The organism is Pseudoduganella sp. RAF53_2 (assembly GCF_052113985.1).
Classification (GTDB): Bacteria; Pseudomonadota; Gammaproteobacteria; order Burkholderiales; family Burkholderiaceae_D; genus Rugamonas.
Genome location: NZ_JBFRDW010000794.1, coordinates 1 through 2,383 on the forward strand (window position 1 = coordinate 1; position 2,383 = coordinate 2,383).

General features: G+C 58.9%; 4 protein-coding genes. 1 reads left to right on the top strand and 3 read right to left on the bottom strand.

The window, feature by feature from the left end; genetic code table 11:
- Positions 1–24 precede the first annotated feature (24 nt).
- Both AB4Z11_RS29560 and AB4Z11_RS29565 read right to left on the bottom strand, forming a co-directional pair.
- Positions 25–465, bottom strand: coding sequence for a GNAT family N-acetyltransferase (locus AB4Z11_RS29560; RefSeq protein WP_442029425.1), 441 nt, complete (start codon positions 463–465; stop codon positions 25–27).
- A gap of 235 nt (positions 466–700) precedes the next feature.
- Complete coding sequence (locus tag AB4Z11_RS29565) at positions 701–1,195, bottom strand: DNA-deoxyinosine glycosylase (RefSeq protein WP_442029427.1); 495 nt, start codon at positions 1,193–1,195, stop codon at positions 701–703.
- A 66-nt stretch (positions 1,196–1,261) separates the two neighbouring features.
- On the opposite strand from AB4Z11_RS29565, the gene AB4Z11_RS29570 reads away from it, so the two are divergent.
- A complete protein-coding gene (locus tag AB4Z11_RS29570; protein ID WP_442029429.1) occupies positions 1,262–1,699 on the top strand; it encodes an Mpo1 family 2-hydroxy fatty acid dioxygenase in 438 nt (145 codons plus the stop codon).
- On the opposite strand, the gene AB4Z11_RS29575 is transcribed toward AB4Z11_RS29570, so the two are convergent.
- Positions 1,652–2,383: hypothetical protein (locus tag AB4Z11_RS29575; protein ID WP_442029431.1), on the bottom strand; the 732-nt coding region annotated here is incomplete at its 5' end. The two genes, AB4Z11_RS29570 and AB4Z11_RS29575, sit on opposite strands and share 48 nt — an antisense overlap.

The window sequence follows — 2,383 nt, forward strand, 5'->3', positions numbered from 1 at the left end:
AGTCTAGCATGCTCGATTTTCCCGTCACATTGAAGGACATCGCAAGGTGAACTCGACTTCGCCAGCATTGCGCATTTCGCCGCGCACCCAGCCCAGCGCTTTGTAGAAGCGGTCGGCCCGCGTATCAGGTGTTGTGCCAAGGGCGATGCGGCGCGCGCCTTCTGCGAACAGCCAGCCGGTGGCGAGATGCAGTAAGGCTGTGCCGATGCCTCGGCCTTCGAAGTCCGGGTGGATGAACAAGGCCCAGATCGAATTGTCCTGACGATCGGCGTAGGAGAAGCCGACGATGCGGCCATCCAGTTCGCCGACCCAGCCGCGGCCCAGTTTGGAGAGATAGTCCAGGTACATCTGCGGCGTGATCGCGGCGGGATTGCGCAGCACGTTCTCGCGCACCATCAGCCGGATTGCGGACATCGCGGGAATGTCGTCAGCGTTCGCCTGACGGTATCGGATTTCAGAATTCACGAAGCTGCTTCACTCGTCAGGCTCGCCTTTCCAGCGTGCGATTGCGGCACGCAGAAAGAGAACGCCGAAAAAGACGGAAAGTTGAAGAACGGGATGTCGCGGCGAGCGAAACCACGGTCCCGCAACGATGAACAATACCGCTATGCCAACATCGATGGTCCATCCTTGCCACGCGATGGCGCTACGCCCTCCCCAAACACGCTTGGCCGAGTACCAGTATTCATGCACGGCGGGCCTACCCCACATAATCCTTTAATCCCATCCAGGCTTCCAGTTTCTTGTCGTACGCCAGCGTGTGCGCTGGACTCGACGAAGGTAACACCACAATCCGATACCGCTCCGCCAAAGCACCAAGTTGCTTCAGCCCGTGCCTGGCCGCAGTTCCACCATTAAAACCGATCGCGTTCAGCTTCGGCAAAGATGCAGCCAACGCGGCGATATCATTACCTGCCTGGTCCCGGATCTGGCTGTCCAGACTCCCGGATCGACGTGCGCTCGCAACGACATCCCACAAACCGACTCCGTGATGCAAGAGCCGAGACAACCTCGTTTGATAATCCAACGGCACAAGGTCCACGCCGATCACTTCGCCAACCAAATGCCAGAACCGGTTCTGGGGATTGCCGTAATACTGCTGCAGCACGAGCGACTTTTCGCTTGGCAGGCTGCCTAGCAGGAGAATGCGCGTGTGTTGGTTGACGACAGGATCGAAGCAGCGTTTTAGTGACATCGAGCCATTGTACAGGTGTAGAATCGAACGGTAGTGCTAAATAATCAAAACCTTCGGAGACACACTATGMGCGATGCGCGTACCATCGACACCCTGCTGGAAAAGTACAGCGAAAGCCATCTGAATCCCACCAATGAAGCGATCCATTGCGTGTGCGTGCCGCTGATCGTGTTTTCGCTGCTGGGACTGATCTGGGCCGCGCATCCTTTGCTGGCCGTGGTGGCCGTGGTGGCGAGCCTGGTCTACTACTTCAAGCTGTCGACCAGCTTCGCGCTGGGCATGCTGGCGATGGCGGCTGTGATGCTGCTGGTGCTGGCCGCCCTGCCCCGTCCCGCGGTGCTGCCGTTGAGTATCCTGATCTTCGTGCTGTCATGGATCGGCCAGTTCATTGGCCACAAGATCGAAGGCAAGAAGCCGTCATTCTTCGATGACTTGCGCTTCCTGCTGATCGGCCCACTATTTGTGCTGGGCTTCCTGTATCGACGCCTGAATCTGGCCTACTGAAGCCGGCGCTGGCTCTGCGCTGTCTGCCAGGCAGCTGGCGACAGCCACCTTGTCCGCCTGCTTTCTGAGCGCCTCACGAGCCGTGTGCGACAAGTACCAGCCCAGTGGCGCCAGGTTGACGCCATTCTGCTGGTCCAGCAAGCAATGGGTGCCTTTCGGCCAGATGCTGGAACCCGGCGGATAACGGCCATGTGCACCAATGCCTGAAACGTTGAACAAGGCTGTTGGCGGACCCACGGCGTCCGCATAGAGTGCCTGCCCCGGCCGCCGCAGCGGCACGTTGAGCGGCCCCTCGTATTGACGTTCGCTGACCTCCTTCAGGCATGTCACGAGCGCGTCCGGCGACAACTTCTTGCCGCAGCTCGCGTCGATTTGCCCGTTGCGGATCAGGATCAGCTTTACCTTGCGCTCAACTTTGTTCTGCTGCATGGCTAGCACCAGATCAATGAGGACCGTAACGCCACTGTTGTCGTAATAGCCGCCATCGGCCAGGTGCCAGCGCGCCTTTTCGTTGTCTTCCACAAGAGCCAGCGGATTGATAAACGGGAAGCGTGCAGCGGCATGCGCGGCCGTAACAAGCCGCGGTTCCCTTTTCAATTCCGTGATGATGTCGTCATTCGATGGCGTGTCGGATAGTCCAAGCTGCATGGTCGAGAAGGTGTTGCGATTGCCGCTTTCTACCCC